At 61.8% G+C, this 16,599-nt stretch carries 18 protein-coding genes; 5 read left to right on the top strand and 13 right to left on the bottom strand.

Annotated features, from left to right (window positions below):
• Positions 1-82: 82 nt before the first annotated feature.
• The 7 genes from RSO67_RS07070 to purB all read right to left on the bottom strand — a co-directional run bounded on the left by RSO67_RS07070 (position 83) and on the right by purB (position 6,641).
• Positions 83-1,150, bottom strand: coding sequence for a threonine aldolase family protein (locus tag RSO67_RS07070; RefSeq protein WP_315842903.1), 1,068 nt, complete (start codon positions 1,148-1,150; stop codon positions 83-85).
• Between the two features lie 193 nt (positions 1,151-1,343).
• The gene (gene rpsD, locus RSO67_RS07065; protein WP_315842902.1) at positions 1,344-1,961 is read right to left on the bottom strand and encodes a 30S ribosomal protein S4; all 618 of its coding nucleotides are present in this window, start codon (positions 1,959-1,961) and stop codon (positions 1,344-1,346) included.
• A 308-nt stretch (positions 1,962-2,269) separates the two neighbouring features.
• The gene (locus tag RSO67_RS07060) at positions 2,270-3,040 is read right to left on the bottom strand and encodes an HpcH/HpaI aldolase family protein (RefSeq protein ID WP_315844187.1); all 771 of its coding nucleotides are present in this window, start codon (positions 3,038-3,040) and stop codon (positions 2,270-2,272) included.
• Between the two features lie 17 nt (positions 3,041-3,057).
• Positions 3,058-3,465 (bottom strand): cupin domain-containing protein, encoded by a 408-nt coding sequence (locus RSO67_RS07055; protein WP_315842901.1) that lies wholly within the window; start codon positions 3,463-3,465, stop codon positions 3,058-3,060.
• A 79-nt stretch (positions 3,466-3,544) separates the two neighbouring features.
• Positions 3,545-4,336: a glutamate racemase gene (gene murI / locus RSO67_RS07050; RefSeq protein ID WP_092147210.1), complete on the bottom strand. Its 792-nt coding sequence runs from the start codon at positions 4,334-4,336 to the stop codon at positions 3,545-3,547.
• 301 nt (positions 4,337-4,637) lie between these two features.
• Positions 4,638-5,195, bottom strand: a complete 558-nt coding sequence (locus RSO67_RS07045) for an MOSC domain-containing protein (protein ID WP_315842900.1) — start codon at positions 5,193-5,195, stop codon at positions 4,638-4,640.
• Positions 5,196-5,330: 135 nt separating this feature from the next.
• On the bottom strand, positions 5,331-6,641 hold the full coding sequence (gene purB, locus RSO67_RS07040; RefSeq protein ID WP_315842899.1) for an adenylosuccinate lyase: 1,311 nt from the start codon (positions 6,639-6,641) through the stop codon (positions 5,331-5,333).
• Positions 6,642-6,766: 125 nt separating this feature from the next.
• Between purB and RSO67_RS07035 the strand changes: the two genes are divergently transcribed.
• On the top strand, positions 6,767-7,348 hold the full coding sequence (locus RSO67_RS07035; RefSeq protein ID WP_315842898.1) for a DUF3800 domain-containing protein: 582 nt from the start codon (positions 6,767-6,769) through the stop codon (positions 7,346-7,348).
• A gap of 417 nt (positions 7,349-7,765) precedes the next feature.
• Here RSO67_RS07035 and RSO67_RS07030 read toward each other — a convergent pair whose 3' ends face one another.
• Positions 7,766-8,554, bottom strand: a complete 789-nt coding sequence (locus RSO67_RS07030; protein WP_315842897.1) for a DUF2259 domain-containing protein — start codon at positions 8,552-8,554, stop codon at positions 7,766-7,768.
• A gap of 538 nt (positions 8,555-9,092) precedes the next feature.
• Positions 9,093-9,794: a ribulose-phosphate 3-epimerase gene (gene rpe, locus RSO67_RS07025; RefSeq protein WP_315842896.1), complete on the bottom strand. Its 702-nt coding sequence runs from the start codon at positions 9,792-9,794 to the stop codon at positions 9,093-9,095.
• A gap of 279 nt (positions 9,795-10,073) precedes the next feature.
• On the opposite strand from rpe, the gene RSO67_RS07020 reads away from it, so the two are divergent.
• Positions 10,074-10,823 carry an EF-hand domain-containing protein gene (locus RSO67_RS07020; protein ID WP_315842895.1) on the top strand — a complete coding sequence of 250 codons (750 nt, stop codon included), beginning with the start codon at positions 10,074-10,076 and terminating at the stop codon, positions 10,821-10,823.
• Here the strand turns inward: RSO67_RS07020 and RSO67_RS07015 are convergent.
• The gene (locus RSO67_RS07015; protein ID WP_315842894.1) at positions 10,788-11,039 is read right to left on the bottom strand and encodes a KTSC domain-containing protein; all 252 of its coding nucleotides are present in this window, start codon (positions 11,037-11,039) and stop codon (positions 10,788-10,790) included. The genes RSO67_RS07020 and RSO67_RS07015 overlap by 36 nt on opposite strands.
• A gap of 66 nt (positions 11,040-11,105) precedes the next feature.
• Positions 11,106-12,098, bottom strand: coding sequence for a P1 family peptidase (locus RSO67_RS07010; RefSeq protein ID WP_315842893.1), 993 nt, complete (start codon positions 12,096-12,098; stop codon positions 11,106-11,108).
• A gap of 138 nt (positions 12,099-12,236) precedes the next feature.
• Here RSO67_RS07010 and RSO67_RS07005 point away from each other — a divergent pair, with 138 nt between their 5' ends.
• On the top strand, positions 12,237-12,971 hold the full coding sequence (locus tag RSO67_RS07005) for a cytochrome c biogenesis CcdA family protein (protein WP_315842892.1): 735 nt from the start codon (positions 12,237-12,239) through the stop codon (positions 12,969-12,971).
• Between the two features lie 389 nt (positions 12,972-13,360).
• Entirely contained in the window at positions 13,361-14,026 is a 666-nt protein-coding gene (locus RSO67_RS07000) for a porin family protein (RefSeq protein WP_315842891.1), read from the top strand.
• Positions 14,027-14,230: 204 nt separating this feature from the next.
• Here the strand turns inward: RSO67_RS07000 and RSO67_RS06995 are convergent, their stop codons facing one another.
• Together RSO67_RS06995 and RSO67_RS06990 are read right to left on the bottom strand one after the other, a co-directional pair.
• Positions 14,231-14,893, bottom strand: coding sequence for a DUF3313 domain-containing protein (locus RSO67_RS06995; RefSeq protein WP_315842890.1), 663 nt, complete (start codon positions 14,891-14,893; stop codon positions 14,231-14,233).
• A gap of 85 nt (positions 14,894-14,978) precedes the next feature.
• Entirely contained in the window at positions 14,979-15,557 is a 579-nt protein-coding gene (locus RSO67_RS06990) for a DUF2147 domain-containing protein (RefSeq protein ID WP_315842889.1), read from the bottom strand.
• A 220-nt stretch (positions 15,558-15,777) separates the two neighbouring features.
• Here RSO67_RS06990 and RSO67_RS06985 point away from each other — a divergent pair, with 220 nt between their 5' ends.
• Positions 15,778-16,452, top strand: coding sequence for a TetR/AcrR family transcriptional regulator (locus RSO67_RS06985; protein ID WP_315842888.1), 675 nt, complete (start codon positions 15,778-15,780; stop codon positions 16,450-16,452).
• The last annotated feature ends 147 nt before the right edge of the window (positions 16,453-16,599 follow it).

The raw sequence follows: 16,599 nt of genomic DNA, 5'->3' as shown, positions 1-16,599 counted from the left end.
CAGTGTTTTACTCGCTGGCTCCCCCTCACCTGGATTGCTCGCTTCGCTCGCAACCCGACCTCTCCCCGCGAGCGGGGAGAGGTTAAATCCCGCGCACCACGTCCCTGATCAATCCCAGCGTCTCCTCGATCATGTCCGCACTGACATCCAGATGCGTGCAGGCGCGGATGCGGCCGTCCATGGTGGCGAGCAATACGCCCTTCGCACGCAAGGCCTTCACCATAGCAGCACCGCTGATGCCTGCGCCCGCGGGATCGAAGAACACGAGATTGGTCTCCGGCTGCTGCACGGCGATTCCGTCGATCTGGGCCAGTCCGCGCGCCAGCGCGTGCGCATTGGCGTGATCGTCGGCGAGGCGCTCGACGTGATGGTCCAGCGCGTGGATGCAGGCGGCGGCAACGATGCCGGCCTGGCGCATCGAGCCGCCCAATCCCTGCTTCCAGCGCCACACTGCATCAATGTAGTCGCGCGCGCCGGCGAGCACGGCTCCGATCGGCGCGCCGAGCCCCTTGCTGAAATCGATCCACACCGAGTCCCAGCCGTCGGACATCCTGCTCGCACCGATACCGGTGGCGACGCAGGCATTCATCAGTCGCGCGCCATCCATATGCGTAGCAAGGCCGCGGTCACGCGCGATGGTGACGATCGCTGCGAGATCGGATTTCGACCAGATGGTGCCGCCGCCGATATTGGCAGTCTGTTCGACGCTGACCACGGTCTGCGCTGCCTCGTAGCGCGTGCGCGGATGCAATGCGGCGCGCAGCGCATCTGGCGTGAACTTGCCGTCGGCGCCGTCGAGCCCGGTAATCTGGAAGCCGCCAAGAGCGGCATGGGTGCCGCCCTCGCGCGAGAGGATATGCGCAGTGCGATGCGCGAGGATCTCGTCGCCGGGCCGGCAATGCGCCAGCAGGCCGGCGACATTGCACATGGTACCCGATGGCATGAACACTGCGGCTTCCTTGCCGAGCAGTTCGGCGACGCGGTCGCAGAGTGCGTTGACGGTGGGGTCGTCGCCGACCTGCTCATCGCCGACATCTGCCGCAGCCATCGCCGCGCGCATCGCAGGCGTGGGCTTCGTCTGTGTGTCCGACAGCAGATTGATGCGAACCGCCGGCTGTGATGGATCGGGGCGAGCAGGGGTGAAGGGCATGCGAAATCTCTCAGTCGTCATGCCCGGGCTTGTCCCGGGCATCCACGTCGTATTTTTTGGCGGAGCTTAAAGGCGTGGATGGCCGGGACAAGCCCGGCCATGACGGCGTTTTTAACGCCAGGTCATGCATTGGCGCCAAACAAAAAAGGCCCCGGAAAATCCGGGGCCTTGATCTCGTATGCGCTGTCAGAAATTAGCGCGAATAGAATTCGACGATCAGATGCGGTTCCATCTGCACGGCGAAGGGAACGTCCGACAGCTGCGGAATGCGGATGAACTTGGCGGTCATCTTGCTGTGGTCGGTTTCGACGTAATCCGGGGTGTCGCGTTCGCCGAGCTGGCTGGCTTCCAGAACGAAAGCGAGCTGCTTGGAGGCTTCCTTGATCTCGATGACATCGCCGACCTTCACGAGGTAGCTCGCGATGTTGACGCGCTTGCCGTTCACCTTGATGTGGCCGTGGTTGATGAACTGACGGGCCGCAAACATGGTGGCGACGAACTTGGCGCGATACACGACGGTGTCGAGGCGGCGCTCGAGCAGGCCGATCAGGTTTTCACCGGTGTCGCCCTTGAGACGGCCGGCTTCCACATAGATGGAGTGGAACTGGCGCTCGGAGATGTTGGCGTAATAGCCCTTCAGCTTCTGCTTGGCGCGCAGCTGCGTGCCGAAGTCGGAGAGCTTGCCCTTGCGGCGCTGGCCGTGCTGGCCGGGGCCGTATTCACGCTTGTTGACCGGAGACTTGGGACGACCCCAAATGTTCTGGCCCATACGGCGGTCGATTTTGTATTTAGCTTCACTACGCTTTGTCATCGCGTCCTCGGTTTTGTCAGCCATCGCGAAGCGATGGCTCTTTTGGTGGATGTGAGGAGACGCGCCCTCCTGTGTGCCGTGATCAGTCCAGAGTCTGGAAAATCTCGGCACCGACAGGTTCATTCCCAAAGCTGGGTGGAGAACCACGGGTGCGAAACGCTTCGCGGGCCGAAAACGGCCCGCGAGCAAGGCGGTTTCTAGGGCGAAGGCCCGGTTATGTCAATTGAAAGACAGGCTTTTGCCGTTTGGCGGGCTTATAGCGCCAATCCTGCCGATTTCGACGCAAAATCGGCCTCGAAAGGGCAGTTTTACCGCCTGATGCCCTCGAAGCCGGCGGCGATTCCGCGCTGGAACAGTGACCAATCGAATCCCAGCGCCAGGGCCACATAGCCCCGCTCGATCATGGCGTTGCCCATATCGGCGTTCAGCGCCGCGCCGCCCAGCGGGACGCCTGACCTGAGGATTCCCGCTTCGGCCTTTGCCACCAGCGCCTGCACCTCGGGATCGCCCGGCTGGCCGCGTTTGCCGATGGATGTGGCGAGGTCGCCGACGCCGATCACCGCGATGTCGATGCCCGGTGTGGCCATGATCTCGCCGATCCGGTTCACCGCATCGACATGCTCGATGGTGATCATGCAGATCATGCTGTCGTCCGCGCGCGCCATATAGTCGGGCATGCCCACGTTCCAGCGGAATGGCGCGTGGAATGGTCCCCACAGCCGCTCGCCCTGGGTCGGATAGCGCAGGCTGCGGGCCGCCTTATAGGCATCGTCGGCGCTGTTGATCATCGGGAAGTTGATGCCCATCGCGCCGAAATCCATCGGTGCTTTCGCCAGCCACGGCTCGTTGGCGGCGATCCGCACCAGCGGCGTGCAGGGCGTGCCCGCGGTGGCCATGATCATCCCGTGGGCGGTGTTGAGATCGATCGGGCCGTGTTCGAGATCGACGATGATCCAGTCCAGCGTCTGCGCCATGATGCGCACGGTCTGGATACTCGGGATGGTGGCAATGGCCCCGAAAGTGGGGCGGCCCTCGCGCCATTTCTGCTTGAGATCGTGAAATGGCGCGGGGGTCGTCATCGTCAAATGGAATCCTGTTATTTCGGCGCGGGCGTTGCCAGCGGCTTGCCGTCTTCCACGACATAGACTGCCATGATCTTCAGGCCCTTGTCGCCGGTCTTCACGTCATGCGGAATCCCGGCCGGGACGGCATAGGAATCGCCGGCCTTGAGGGCCTTGTCCGGCTGGCCCTCGACGATCAGCGTCGCGTCGCCATCGAGGACGTAACCGGTATCGACACCCGGATGGGTATGGCGGCCGGCGAGCTGGTTCGGGCCGAGCTCAGCCACGACCGTCACGATGCGATGGCCGGCGGGATATTTGACGTCCTGCAGCGGCGTGCGCTTGATGCCTTGTGCACTGGCAGCACCGGCGCAGGCCGTGATCGCCGCGCCAACGAGCAGTGTCTTGAGAAGGCCATTCTTCAGAAAATTCGTATCGAGCATGCTGGTCTCCCTTTGCCGTTCTCTTTTCGGAACGGCGCGCCGCAAAGCTAGCAGCGCGCAAGGGAAAGTCGAGCGCTCGCTATGCCGCGACCTGTCCGCCGAAGAACGGCGCCAGCGCTTCCGGCCAGGCATGGCGCTTGCCGGAGGTGTAGAGCAGCACGGCATCGCCGGGCGGCACGCCGGGCTGATGATCTCCGATCAGGCCGACCACGCGGCGTGCGATGGCGGGAGCCGGATCGATCCATGCCACCGGCCAAGGCGCGATGCGATTGAGGTGGTCAAGCAACAGCGGATAATGCGTACAGGCGAGCACGATGGTGTCGGTGCGGGCACCGGCGGCGTCCTGCACGAAGCAGGGCGCGATCTCGCGAAACAGGTCGGCGTCGTCGATGCCTTGGCCGCCGAGTGCGCCTTCCGCCAGTGCGGCAAGTTCGGCGGAGCCGACCAGCGTGACGATGCAGCCGCCGCCGAATTCGCGGATCAGCGTCTGGGTATATTCGCGCTTCACGGTGCCCGACGTGCCGAGCACGGAGACGCGCTTGCTGACCGAGCGCGCACAGGCCGGCTTGATCGCCGGCACGGTGCCGACAAAGGGCACGGCATAGGCGGCGCGCAGATGGCTGAGCACCAGCGTCGAGGCCGTGTTGCAGGCGATCACCACGAGGTCCGGCCGGTGCGCAGCGATCAGCTCGCCCATCAACGGCACCACGCGGCCGATCAGCGCCTCCTCGGTGTGCTGGCCGTAGGGAAAGAACGCGTCATCCGCCACATAGACATAGCGGGCATCCGGCCGCGCCTTGGCGATCTCGCGCTGGACGGTGAGGCCGCCGAGACCGGAGTCGAACACAAGGATGGTGGGACGCGTCGGCATCATGAGAGCCTAGGGGAGGATGGTTACTGCGGAGTTGCTGCGGGTCTGGCAATCAAGACAGGGGCATTCTGGCTTTTTCGGGAAGGGCGGCTTCTTACCTCTCCCCGCATCTTGCGCGGGGAGAGGTCGCCGCGACTTCGCGGCCGGGTGAGGGGCATGGCACGCGCTCACCGCTTGTTGCGCTCTCTCGGATCGGAATCTTCGATCCGAAAACGATACGCATAGAACAGGCCAATGCCTCACCCCACCCCTCTCCCCGCGCAAGATGCGGAGAGAGGGAGCTTACCGCGCTCGCGGTTGGCTACACCGGCTCTAATGGCCGTTGCTTACCTTCCGGCAATACAGTCTCAATCGCATCGCCCGGCACAACCTCGCCATCCGACACCACGATCGCCATCACGCCGGCTTTGTACACGGCGCGGCCATTCGCATCGCGATCTTGCGTCGCTGCCTTCAACCCCTGCTGAAAGCGGTCCATCAGCACGCAGGGCTCGCGCAGGCCGGTCAGTTCAATCACGGCACTCGCGCCGAGATGCAGCCGCGTGCCGGTCGGCAGTGCTGCAAGTTCGATCCCCGATGTGGTGACATTCTCGCCGAGATCGCCGGGCTGGATCGTGAGCCCCTTGGCGCGCAATTCGTCGAATAGCTCGGAGGGGATCAGATGCACCTGGCGCAGGTTCGGCTTGGCGGGATCGCGGCGGCGGTCGTAGCGATGCTGCACCAATGCGCCCATATGGCCGTCGCCTTCGACGCCGAGGCCGCTGAGCAGGCGAATGCTCAGGCTTGGCGTCTTGCTGAAGTGATGGCCGCGGCGCAGGCATACGGCGATAACGTGGGGATTTGATACCAAACTCGTCATTCCGGGATGCGCGTATGTCGGCGAAGCCGACTGAAGCGCAGACCCGGAATCTCGAAATGGTAGATCATCATCTCGAGATTCCGGGTTCGCTCGCAAGAGCGAGCGCCCCGGAATGACGAGTTTGGGCAAGTCGCCTCAGTTCGCCGATCCGAACACGCGCTTGAAGATCGTGTCCACATGCTTGAGGTGATAGCCGAGGTCGAATTTTTCGGAGATCTCGTCGTCGGTGAGATATTTCTTCACCTCGGGATCGTTCTTTAGCAGTGTCTGGAAGTCGCCTTCGCCGCGCCACACCGGCATGGCGTTGCGCTGCACGAGCTTGTAGCTGTCTTCGCGCGATGCGCCCTTCTGTGTCAGGGCGATCAGCACGCGCTGCGAATGCACGAGGCCGCCGAGGCGGTCGAGGTTCTTCTGCATGTTGGCGGGATACACGAGAAGCTTCTCGATCACGCCGGCCATGCGGTTCAGCGCGAAGTCGAGGGTCACGGTAGCGTCGGGGCCGAACATGCGCTCGGCTGAGGAGTGCGAAATATCGCGCTCGTGCCACAGCACCACGTTTTCCAGCGCCGGCGTCACATAGGCGCGCACCATGCGGGCGAGGCCGGTGATGTTCTCGGTCAGCACCGGGTTGCGCTTGTGCGGCATCGCCGACGAGCCCTTCTGGCCCTCGGAGAAGAACTCCTCGGCTTCCAGCACTTCGGTGCGCTGCATGTGGCGGATTTCCACCGCAAGGCGTTCCATCGACGAGGCGATGACGCCGAGCGTGGCGAAGAACATCGCGTGGCGGTCGCGCGGGATCACCTGGGTCGAGATCGGCTCCGGCACGAGGCCCATTGCTTTCGCGACATGTTCTTCGACGCGCGGATCGATCTGCGCGAAGGTGCCGACGGCGCCGGAGATCGCGCAGGTCGCGACTTCCTTACGCGCGGCGACGAGGCGCTCGCGGTTACGCGTGAATTCGGCATAGGCATAAGCGAGCTTGAGACCGAAAGTGACCGGCTCGGCATGGATGCCATGCGAGCGGCCGATGGTCGGCGTCATCTTGTGCTCGAAGGCGCGGGTCTTCAGCGCCGCAAGCAGGCGGTCGATATCGGCGATCAGGATATCGGCGCAGCGCGTGAGCTGCACGTTGAGGCAGGTGTCGAGCACATCCGACGAGGTCATGCCCTGATGCACGAAGCGCGCTTCCGGGCCGACGATTTCGGCGAGGTGGGTCAGGAAGGCGATCACGTCATGCTTGGTCTCGCGCTCGATCTCGTCGATGCGCTCCACATTGAAGGTCGCATCCTTGGCCTTGGCCCAGATCGTCTTCGCTGCATCCTTCGGAATGGTGCCCAGTTCCGCCAGCGCATCGGCGGCATGCGCCTCGATCTCGAACCAGATCTTGAAGCGGGTCTGCGGCTCCCAAATGGAGGCCATTTCCGGACGGGTATAGCGAGGGATCATTGCGCACTCTGACGTTTGGGGGATTACGCCGCGCTTTAGCAGATTGGGGCGGGGGATGGAATAACTAGATGGGATGCAATTAAGGGTGGTGGTCGATATAATGCCTCCGCTTTGAGGAGGAGCGTATGCTTCAAGCCTTTATTGATGACAGCGGTTGGGACGGCAATTCACCAGTGTTTGTGCTGGCTGGTTACGTGGCAAAGGCGGAGCAATGGGCTGCCTTTTCAAAAGAATGGCAAGTCATTCTAGACCGCCAAGAACCGTCGCGCATTGGTGTTCTTAAAACCAAGGATATTTATCGAAATAGAGTTCCGAATACGAGCTTTCACGGATGGACTGACGACCAGCGCGACGCGCGATTAAAGTCTTTCATCGAAGCAATAAACCGATATGCGATGCATGGTATTGTTTCAGTTATACCGCTTGAGCCGTATCAAAGGCTAATGAAGGGAAAGTTCAATCCAGATATATTAGACAGGCCGTATTTCCTGTCGTTCTTCGGCGTCATTGTGAACTTACTTAAGCTCACTCACCGGCTAAAATTGGATGATAAGCTTGAGATTGTTTTTGATACACAGGATGTAGACAAGGCATTGCTCACGTCTGAATACGAGAAGTGCATGGCAGTAGCGCCCCCGCAAGTCAGAGAGTTGTGTGTCGGCATGCTAAAGACGAAGAAGCATTGCCTTTACAGGCAGCAGATTTAATCGCGTGGCATGCTCGCCGGTATTACTTCGATGAGTTCTCAGGAAAAGATCCAAGCAAAGAACAATCGAATCGCTTCTTCGCAAATATGTTCAATCCAAAGCACGACATCTTCGATCTTTGGACCGAAGATAGGTTGAACGAAGTTATGCAGATTTTGTTGCGTAGCGCCTCGCCACGAAAGACTGAATACAAGAATACTAAAATGACCATTCCAACCGAACTTTTTGGTGGCTCAGCTCGTAGGGCGGATTAGCTCGGCACAGTCCGGCTTCTCTTGCTGAGGCTCGGCGGATTGTGCCTCCTGCTAATCCACCCTACGCTTCGCGTGACACCATCGCGCGAAGCAACAGGCACTACTCGCGAGAGGTTGCTTCGGGATGTCACTTCGCTCATTCGGGCAGCCGCGGCTGCCGAATTTACGGTTTCAGCAACCTCGTCGTCACCGCCATGAAACGCCTGTTCGGCCCGGCATGAAAGCCGTCGGCATCCACCGTCTCCACCAGCACAGCCAGCGTCTGCGCGCCGTCCTTGGCCTGGTGATGATAGACCTCGGCGATCCCGTAGGCGGTGACGCAGCGGCGTCGCTTCGGCAGTTGCTTGTCCTGCTGCAGGGTGACGGGCGCGGCGCCGTCGATGCTCAGTTGCAGTGTCATGCCGGTGACGATGACGCTGCCAGTGGTGCCGCGGCCTCCGGCGCCATAGCATGATGCCTTGCCGAGCGCCTGATCGGAGATCGTCAGCACCAGCTTGCGGCCGTCCGGCAAAGTGACGGCCTGCGTGGTGGCGAGCGGCTTCGGGTCCATCTGATAGATGCCGATCTCGTCGAGATCCATCGACGGTTTGCCGGCGAAGCGCGTGCCGGGCTCGGTGATACCAAGTTTGCCCAGCAGCGGCTTGGCCTTGGCCATCAGCTCGGCGCGTACAGCGTCCAACTCGCGCTCGTCATCGTCTTTGGTGCGAATGGAGAAGGGCGTGCCCTTCGCAAAGTCGTCGGTGCGCGTGTCGATCACCTGGATCTCGGCGACGATCTCGGTCGCATCATAGAGCTGCGTATAGTGCTCGAAGGCGAAATGCGCGCCGTCCGGCGAGAAGCCGATCACTTTGCGCGCGGCGGCGTCGCCGGCCTGCGCCGTGCCTAGCAGGGCGAGCGAGAGCAGGGGAGCGAACAGGAGGCGGCGAAAGCCGGCGATTGAATGCTGTGTCATCCCGGTTGGTCGCGCTACGCGGAGCAAAGTTCATGCGCATATCGGCCTTCGCGGCCGTTGACAATATTCCTTTAAGAGACTATTATCCAATTTGTCCGGTTCGCGAGGGCGCTTCTAGAGGCGTCTTGAAGTGGGACAGGATGCGGCGCCTGCGGACGTGGGGTGACGTACCCCGCGCACTCGGGAGGCTTGGGGTCACCGTCCGGGCCCACTACGGGGCTCTGCCACTCATGCTGGCTGGACGTGGTATTGGTGAACGGCGCGAAATCGTCGGGATAAGCGGAGTGCGGAGCTCTGCCCTTTACCCGGAAGAACGGTCCCGAAGCTAAAAAAACGTCGCGGTGGCGCGCCTGATGGCGTTGCGCGGTTGCAGCTTGCCGGCGTTCCGGTGGAGCGGATCGCGACAAAAACCACCTTCGCGCTGTCAGGCGCGTCGCCACCCCTCATCGTTTCGAGGGGAGACTATCCGAAAAACTCGGGCTCATCGAGCCGCGAGACTGCGGAAGCGTGGCTGTTTGATATGTGAATCCGGAGAGCGCTACACCATCTCGCCGCGGGCATTCGCTGCCGCCGCGCGGATGCCGTCGATATTCGCCTTGTAGCTTTCCACCGTGCCGCCCTTGAACACGGCCGAGCCGGCGACGAAGGCATTGGCGCCTGCCGCCGCGAGTTGCCCGGCGACTGCAGCGGACACACCGCCATCGACTTCGATATCGATCGGGCGGCCCGCGGTCATCGCGCGGAGGTCCGAGATCTTGCCGAGCGCGGACGGAATGAAGGCCTGACCGCCGAAGCCGGGATTGACCGACATCACCAGCACGAGGTCGACGAGATCGATCACATATTCGATGGCCGAGAGCGGCGTGCCGGGATTGAGCGAGACGCCGGCCTTCTTGCCGAGATTGCGGATCGCCTGCAGCGAGCGATGCAGATGCGGGCCTGCCTCGGCGTGGACGGTGATGTGATCGCAGCCGGCTTTGGCGAAGGCTTCGAGATAGGGATCGCATGGTGCGATCATCAGATGCGCGTCGAAGATCTTTGTCGTGTGCGGGCGCATCGCCTTGATGACGTCGGGGCCGTAGGAAATGTTCGGCACGAAATGGCCGTCCATCACGTCGAGATGCATCCAGTCGGCGCCGGCGGTATCCACGGCGCGGACCTCTTCGCCAAGCCTTGCGAAATCGGCTGCCAGAAGGGACGGGGCGATCACCAGCGGGCGGGGCGTGAAGCTCTGGGACATCGGGGTTTCCTGAACATTTTTGGGCGGCGGCGAATGGACCGCCTCGCGTAACATGGGGCCGGGGGACGGGCAACGCGCCAGCCACGGCCGCGTCATCGACGCGCTGCAGCAGGATAGTCCCGGCACATTCTGCCGCAAGGGCACGATTTGCCGGGAAACGCGCGCGGCCCGTGCGACCAAGGCCGTTGTTTTATCGAACTTTTTTCGCTGGCATGGGGCTTGCTCCGTATTCCCCAGGGAATTCACGCCGCACGCTGCGGCATGATCAGGAATTTGACGATGCTGCCAGCCCTTGCTGCTGCCACCACCGCGATCGATGCGCTGCAGGCACTCACCAAGTCGAAGTCGAAGGCCGCGACCACCACGACCGGTGTCACCCAGAAGACTGCCAGCCCGTTCGATGTCGCCAGCACGACGGCGACGAGCGCCACGTCATCGACGGCAACCTCCGCCACCAGCAGCACGAACAGTTCCTACAAGCTGGCCCCGGGCACCATGAGTACGCTGCTCGATGCCCAGAGCCAGCCCGCGACGGCAGCCTCTTCGGCGAAACGATCTGAAGCGCTGAGCAGACTGATGGGGATGCTCGACAGCGACGGCAGCGGCGGCATCAGCAAGGCGGAGTTCGAGAAGAAACTTGGCGCCGGCGGCACCAACACCGCCAATGCCGACAAGGTATTCGCCGAGCTCGACAAGAACGGTGACGGCTCGGTCAATATCGATGAACTGAGCCCGGCGCTGAATGGCGGCAAGGCACATCACGCTGGCGGCGGCGGTATGGGCGGTGGATCTGGTAGTGGCTCCGACACTGCCGGTTCGACCACAACGACCACGGTAAATGCTGATGGCAGTACCACGACATCTATCGCATATGCGGACGGATCGACGGTGACGTCGACCACAGCCGTCCCGGCGTCGTCCACGACGACATCGACCGCAAGCTCGTCCTATAACGCGATTGAGAAGATGATCGCGCGTCAGGCGCAGCAAATTTCAAATGCGAAGTCGACGCTGGCGATCAGCGCCTGATCGGCGTTCTGATCCCGAACGTGGCAGTTCACGATAGGTAAAACGATCGCGGACGCGGTGGTTGAAAAATGCACCGCGTGATGCGGCGCTGCTGAAGGCCGCGTGAACTTCCGGCGGCACCTGCGCATAAGCATACCGACGACCGCTGGTGAAGGTGATGCGTAGTTCGCGACTCACCGGATCGTAAGCGAGATGTCGAATTGCACTCGACGGCATCGCAATCCTCCGAAATGTCTCCTGGGTAGAAACGATTACCGGCGCGATTGGTTGCGCAGCGATGACCTAGTTCCGGTCGCGAAATGCCGGAAGCGTGCCGGCAAACGGGAGCGCCGTCGCTTCATACACGCCGCGCGCGATGGCGCGGGCGATCACATTACCCGCGATCATGCCGAGTTCGGTCAAACCCACCAGCGGATCGATCGGCTTCTCGCCCGTCGCGGCCGCAAACACGATGTCGCCATCGAGCGGCGCGTGTACTGGATAGATCGCGCGCGCAAATCCGGTCTGCGCCATCATGGCGAGACGCCGTGCCTGCGCCTTGGTCAGGATCGCGTCGGTAACAACGACGGCAAGTGTCGTGTTCTCGATCGACGTTGCTGCCGGTCCGCCCTTGATACGCATCGCCAGCATCTCGGGTTTCAACTTGTTCGGCATGCCGTGTCCGCCGAACTCGTTGCCGACTTCGAAGGGCGCCGCCCAGAAGTGTGGGCCATCGCCGATCGTGACACTGCCGACCGCATTGACCGCAGCGAGTGCGGCAACGCGTACGCCCGACGGCGTGACGGCGGAGGCCGAACCGAGGCCGCCTTTATAGTTGACTGTCGTGGCGCCAAGCCCCGCGCCGACGCTGCCGAGCTTGAAGTCATCGCTGGCTGCTGCCGCGGCGGCATAGCCGAGATCGCGATAGGGCGGAAAGCGGCCCCAGGCTTTGTCGCCGCCATTGAGCAGGTCGAACAGGATCGCGCCGGGCACGATGGGGATGACGGCATTGCCGATCTGGTAGCCGCGGCCCTGTTCGGCGAGCCAGGCCTGCACGCCGCCGCCGGCTTCGAGCCCGAAGGCCGAGCCGCCGGCCAGCGCGAGGCCGTGGATGGCGTCCACAGTGTTCACAGGATCGAGCAGGGCGCTTTCGCGCGTGCCGGGTCCGCCGCCGCGGATGTCCACGGAGGCCACGGCCGGCTTGTCGAACAGGATGGCGGTGACGCCGGAGGCCAGTTGGGCGTCGTCCGCGTGGCCGACGCGAACGCCGGCGATATCGGTGAGCAGGTTCTTCATGGCGGTTCCCTCTTGGCCCGACCAGACCGCAGCAGGGCTGCCCGGTCAACCGATCACGCACGATCACAACAGCCGGAAGTGGCGGGCATTTGATCCATCCCGCTTGCATCCCGTCATGTCAGCAGTGCATCTAGCCGCATGATCTCCGATGTCACGATCCCCGCCGCATTGATTGCCGGCATTGTCTCATTCCTGTCGCCCTGCGTGCTGCCGCTGGTGCCGCCCTATCTCATCTATCTCACGGGCGCGACCATCGAGCATATTGCCGATGACGAGCAGGAAGCGGCCTCGAAGCGTGCGGTGATGATCTCGGCTGGCATGTTTGTGCTGGGCTTCTCCACGGTGTTCGTGGCGCTCGGCGCCAGCGCCAGCCTGGTTGGCAGCGTGATCCGCTCCTATGCGGCGGAACTGTCAATCGTTGCCGGCATCCTGATCATCCTGATGGGTCTGCATTTTCTTGGCCTGACGCGCATCGGGCTGTTGATGCGCGAGGGACGTCTGAGCATGCCAAGGCCCGTGGGACTGTGGGGCGCCTATGTGATGGGGCTGGCTTTTGCGTTTGGCTGGACGCCGTGCATCGGACCTATCCTTGCGGCGATCCTGTCGGTGGCGGCGGCAGAAGCAACGGTGACCAAGGGCGCAGGGCTGCTCGCGGTTTATTCCCTCGGCCTCGGCATCCCGTTCCTGATTGCGGCCTTCATGGTGGAGCAATTCTCCAGCGTGTTCGCGCGCATGAAGAAACATCTCGTCCATGTCGAGCGCGCCATGGGCGTGCTGATGGTGATCACCGGCATCGCGTTTCTCACCGGTGCCGTCTCGAATGCCAGCATCTGGCTGCTTGAGACGTTTCCCGCACTGCAGAATTTCGGCTAGGCGCATCAATCGCCGAACCTGTCATCGCTGTCTCGCCATCACGGCGTCCCGCGCCATTATAGACCAGATCCCCGATATCGAATGCCGACAGCGTGTCCAGCTCCGGCATGTTCGTGGCCGCGCCGTCGGCGTCAGCCTTATGCGTCGCGCATGGGTGCGCGGTGATCGGGAAGCGATGTCTCGTCTAATCCATCGAGATGCATTGGGCGGCTTCGGCGCCCAGCAGGGCTGACGACGTGACCTTCGACCGAGTGCGCTTCGATCACCCGATGCCTTGCATTTCGGCTTGCAGTCTCAGACGGTCGAGATTAATGGTACGATATAGTTTGATTAATGGCCGGCGGTCATTTTCGAGCTTGGGTGATCAGCAATGTGGGGAGACCGGGTCCATGACCCTCGAAAATTCGATAAACAACTGGAAGACGACTTCTGCTTTGGTCCTGGCGGTTGCCCTTGCTGCGGGCGCCGTGCATGCGGCGGATCTGCCGTATCGCAAGGCCGATCCGGTTTATGCGCCGGCGCTGCCGGCAGCCTTTTCGTGGACCGGCTTCTACGCCGGCGCCAGTGTGGGCGGCGGTTTCAGCGGTACTGACGCTTTCAACAGCTATCTGGGAACGAGCGGCGGCAAGGCCGATGGCGTAGTTGGCGGCCTTCAGGTCGGCTACAACTATCAGGTCTCGTCGCGGTTCGTGGTCGGCATCGAAAACGACTTCATGGCTTCGGGTCTCAAGACGAGCCGCAATGGCATCAACGAAGTGAGTTTGCCGTTCTACGGGACCGGCCGCGGTCGTGCGGGCGTCACGTTCATGGATTCACATCTGCTCGTCTACGGCACCGGCGGCATGGCTTTCGGAGAGGTGAAGGACTCAGGGATCGACAAGATGCGCATTGGCTGGACCGCTGGTGGCGGCGTTGAATGGGCTTTTCGGCAGAACTGGTCGGCCAAGGTCGAATATCTCTACACCGATCTCTACAGGAACCTCAAAAAGGATGACTTGCCGGATCGCACCCAGAAATTCCAAACGATCACCGTCGGTGTGAACTATCATTTCTGACCTGTTCAAGCTGATCCATGGCTGATCGTTGTCAATCTGCATCGAGCCGTGATCTGACCAAGAGCCAGGCTGCGAGGCTGGCTCTTGGTCATTGGCATGTCGTCGTTATCGAGACCCAACGGTTTGTTGGTAGCAGATGAAATCGTGTTCCCGTGCACCGCTGTTCTGATCAAGCGACGGGGACGAAGCCGATACGACGTGGCATCATCTCATTTGTGCAATCAGCGCATCTGCGCCCTGGTCGATCCCGGTTTCTGCCGCCGTCAGCGGTCCGACGGTTGCCTTGATGTTGGTCGGCTTCGGATATTGCTTGGTGACGAATGCGCTAAGCAGGCGGGACGTCGCGGCATCGAAGATCTCGACGGCATAGATGACAGAGCCCGTCATCGATCCCTCGCCGTCGCGGGCGGCTTGCACGCCGTTGTAGACGAGGCCTCCGACGTCGATCCGCGACAAGGTGCCGAGCACCGGCGTGGTCTTGACGGCGCCAGTCAGGGTCAGCCTCACACGTAGTGTATTTGGCCCCCGCTGATTTGCGAGCGCGAAGCGGCTGCCCAGCTTCTCCGCGAACCGCGCCTGCATCGTGCGGGCAAGCGATGCCTTGTCTTCTTCGGTCATGTCGCCGAATTGCTGATCCACGCCCCGATAAATCACGATCGGTTCGATGATGACCTTGTTGTAGGAGCGCCAATCTACAGTGGTGGAGTAGCGATACGGAATACGTCCCGACGTATCGGACGGATTCGGTGCCAGTTGGGACGACGAAGCGACATCCGAATAGGGCACCGGTGCTATACTTGCGCATCCCGCCAAGGCAGCGCAGAGCGCGAGGACCGCCAGACGGTCCACCCGCGAGAGTGTGTACATCTCAAACTCCAGTTTCGATATTTGGGATCAACGTGAATGAAGGCGGCCGCACCGATACGACGTGGTATCGGAAGCTCCGCAGCTGCTATTTGCTGGGTCGTGTCGTGGTTGGCGGCTTCGCCTGGGCCGTCTGCATCCACTCTTTATCGGCCTTGGGGCCGTTCGGATCGCCTGTCATGCCCACCAACTGTCCGGGCAAGGCATTCGTGGTTTGAGTCCAGGTCTGCGTGGCGCAGAAAATCGACATCATGCAGCCCTTGACCTTCAGGTCGATCGCCTCACGCCACAGCGAAATCTCGTAGGATTTGCCGTTCTCTGCATTGTAGATCTGGCCTTCAAAGCGCCCCGCCGGGTTGAGCTTCAGGCCCATGATCAATTGGTGACCGAGAACGGGTCGGGATTGCTTCGTCTTGTCCGGATTGTTCAGGTCTTTGAGTGGTTGCCCATTCGCGTCGTTGGGCTCTTTGGCCCAGACGATATAGCCGCAAATCTGCTCCAGCTTCGATCCGCAGCGTTCAATGCGTATGCGCGCGCGGCCATCTTCTGTGAGCCATGTGCCGCTCGGATCGGCTGGTGCTGCCGCGACGGGGCTGACGAGAGCCATCTGGCTTACGGCGATAACGGCACGCACAACTATTCGGGAAGCCAATGTCATCTGTCTCATATCTGGTCCTCGGATCACGAAAGCGCTGGAGCCCGTATTCCCGCGAGGGCTGCCGCTCTTTCGTTACCTCTATAAGATTAATCAAACGATGCCGTACTATTTATACTCTACCGTGCGCTGTCGCAAGCCTATATGCGGTGAAATCGAATGATCGATTGCGCGGGCCGGGTGGTAAAAGCAGTCGGGAAGCGCGCAGAGAATGCCCGGAGAGAAAGCCAAGATGACTGTTGCCAAGGCCAAGCCGAGCAAAGCCGCGCCACGAAGCAGCGGGCGGCCGACGAAGGAACAGGCCGGGCGCATTACCGACCACATCGTCGAGGTGGCGAGAGGACTCTTCCTGGAGTCGAGTTTCGAGGCGATCAGCGTCGATCTGATCGCGGCGACAGCGCGGATCTCGAAGCAGACCTTCTATGCCCGCTTTGCCTCCAAGGAGGCGCTGTATGCGGCGGTGATCCGGAAGGGGACGAATGATCTTCTCAAGCCGGCCGTCACTGACTCCAATCGCGATGGTCCGATCGAAGCGACCCTGGTCAAACTCGGACTGGAGCTTTCAAAGCGCGCACTCGCGCCGGCGGCCATTGCGCTGGAACGGCTGGTGATGGCCGAAGCACATCAATTTCCGGAGCTGGCGTCTGCCTATCACGGGACTGGCCTTCACGTGCGAGAGCAGATCGCCGGCATTTTCACCAACGCCATGCGCGACGGACAGATACGATCAGGGGATGCCAGCTTCATCGCCGAGCAGTTCGTCTACGCGGTGGCCGATGGCCCTGTGCGAGCCATGGTCCTCAGCGGCAAGATCGTCAAATCGGAGAAGGAGCTGCGCGAGCGTGTCACTGCCGCCGTCAGGCTGTTTCTGGATGGATGCCGCGATCATCCTGCGCGGCACAGCTAGATCAGTCTGGACTCCGGCCAGCATGGTGTCCAATGCCGGCATCTGGCTGCTGGAGACGTTTCCAGTGTTGCAGAATTTCGGGTGAGGCTTTCTCTACCTCGCCCCGCCTGGCGAAGCTTCACTTCGCCGGGGCGGGGAGAGGTTAGA

It is taken from the genome of Tardiphaga sp. 709 (assembly GCF_032401055.1).
Taxonomy (GTDB): Bacteria; Pseudomonadota; Alphaproteobacteria; order Rhizobiales; family Xanthobacteraceae; genus Tardiphaga.
This window is presented reverse-complemented; position numbering and strand designations above follow the sequence as displayed.

What these genes read in the sequence shown, in the direction of transcription:
- RSO67_RS07010 (WP_315842893.1), bottom strand. Translation starts at nt 12,098, where the DNA reads ATGAAGAACCTGCTCACCGATATCGCCGGCGTTCGCGTCGGCCACGCG.
- RSO67_RS07060 (WP_315844187.1), bottom strand. Translation starts at nt 3,040, where the DNA reads ATGACGACCCCCGCGCCATTTCACGATCTCAAGCAGAAATGGCGCGAG.
- RSO67_RS07035 (WP_315842898.1), top strand. Translation starts at nt 6,767, where the DNA reads ATGCTTCAAGCCTTTATTGATGACAGCGGTTGGGACGGCAATTCACCA.
- RSO67_RS07015 (WP_315842894.1), bottom strand. Translation starts at nt 11,039, where the DNA reads ATGCCGTCGAGTGCAATTCGACATCTCGCTTACGATCCGGTGAGTCGC.
- RSO67_RS06990 (WP_315842889.1), bottom strand. Translation starts at nt 15,557, where the DNA reads ATGAGACAGATGACATTGGCTTCCCGAATAGTTGTGCGTGCCGTTATC.
- RSO67_RS07055 (WP_315842901.1), bottom strand. Translation starts at nt 3,465, where the DNA reads ATGCTCGATACGAATTTTCTGAAGAATGGCCTTCTCAAGACACTGCTC.
- RSO67_RS06985 (WP_315842888.1), top strand. Translation starts at nt 15,778, where the DNA reads ATGACTGTTGCCAAGGCCAAGCCGAGCAAAGCCGCGCCACGAAGCAGC.
- RSO67_RS06995 (WP_315842890.1), bottom strand. Translation starts at nt 14,893, where the DNA reads ATGTACACACTCTCGCGGGTGGACCGTCTGGCGGTCCTCGCGCTCTGC.
- RSO67_RS07020 (WP_315842895.1), top strand. Translation starts at nt 10,074, where the DNA reads ATGCTGCCAGCCCTTGCTGCTGCCACCACCGCGATCGATGCGCTGCAG.
- RSO67_RS07000 (WP_315842891.1), top strand. Translation starts at nt 13,361, where the DNA reads ATGACCCTCGAAAATTCGATAAACAACTGGAAGACGACTTCTGCTTTG.
- RSO67_RS07030 (WP_315842897.1), bottom strand. Translation starts at nt 8,554, where the DNA reads ATGACACAGCATTCAATCGCCGGCTTTCGCCGCCTCCTGTTCGCTCCC.
- RSO67_RS07070 (WP_315842903.1), bottom strand. Translation starts at nt 1,150, where the DNA reads ATGCCCTTCACCCCTGCTCGCCCCGATCCATCACAGCCGGCGGTTCGC.
- RSO67_RS07045 (WP_315842900.1), bottom strand. Translation starts at nt 5,195, where the DNA reads ATGACGAGTTTGGTATCAAATCCCCACGTTATCGCCGTATGCCTGCGC.
- purB (WP_315842899.1), bottom strand. Translation starts at nt 6,641, where the DNA reads ATGATCCCTCGCTATACCCGTCCGGAAATGGCCTCCATTTGGGAGCCG.
- rpe (WP_315842896.1), bottom strand. Translation starts at nt 9,794, where the DNA reads ATGTCCCAGAGCTTCACGCCCCGCCCGCTGGTGATCGCCCCGTCCCTT.
- RSO67_RS07005 (WP_315842892.1), top strand. Translation starts at nt 12,237, where the DNA reads ATGATCTCCGATGTCACGATCCCCGCCGCATTGATTGCCGGCATTGTC.
- murI (WP_092147210.1), bottom strand. Translation starts at nt 4,336, where the DNA reads ATGCCGACGCGTCCCACCATCCTTGTGTTCGACTCCGGTCTCGGCGGC.
- rpsD (WP_315842902.1), bottom strand. Translation starts at nt 1,961, where the DNA reads ATGACAAAGCGTAGTGAAGCTAAATACAAAATCGACCGCCGTATGGGC.